1 protein-coding gene is annotated in these 373 nt (G+C 79.1%); it reads left to right on the top strand.

The window, feature by feature from the left end:
* A partial coding sequence (locus GTW08_RS03060) for a SpnB-like Rossmann fold domain-containing protein (RefSeq protein ID WP_161151385.1) occupies positions 1-373 on the top strand: 373 nt, incomplete at both ends.

A 373-nucleotide genomic window follows, 5' to 3' on the forward strand; every position in this document is an offset into this window, starting at 1 on the left:
GTCGAGGCCGCCCTCGGCGGGGGCGGGCTCGAGCGCGTCACCGTGACCGGCACCGACCGCGCCACGCTGGCCGCGGCGGTCACCGCGGCCGCGGGGGAGGGCCCGGAGTTCGCGGGCGTCCTGTCCCTGCTGCCGTTCGCCGACGGCGACGCCGGACACCCCGGCGTGCCCGCCGCGCTGAGCCTCACCACGACCGCCGTCCAGGCACTCGGCGACGCCGGTGTCGACGCCCCGCTGTGGACCGTCACCCGGGGTGCGGTGGCCGTCGGACGCTCCGAGGAGGTCACCGAGCTGGACCAGGCCGCCGTCTGGGGTCTGCTGCGGACCGCCGCCCTGGAGCTCCCCGGCCGGATCGGCGGCACCGTCGACCTGC

This window comes from Pseudonocardia sp. SID8383, from assembly GCF_009864975.1.
Lineage (GTDB): Bacteria > Actinomycetota > Actinomycetes > Mycobacteriales > Pseudonocardiaceae > Pseudonocardia > Pseudonocardia alni.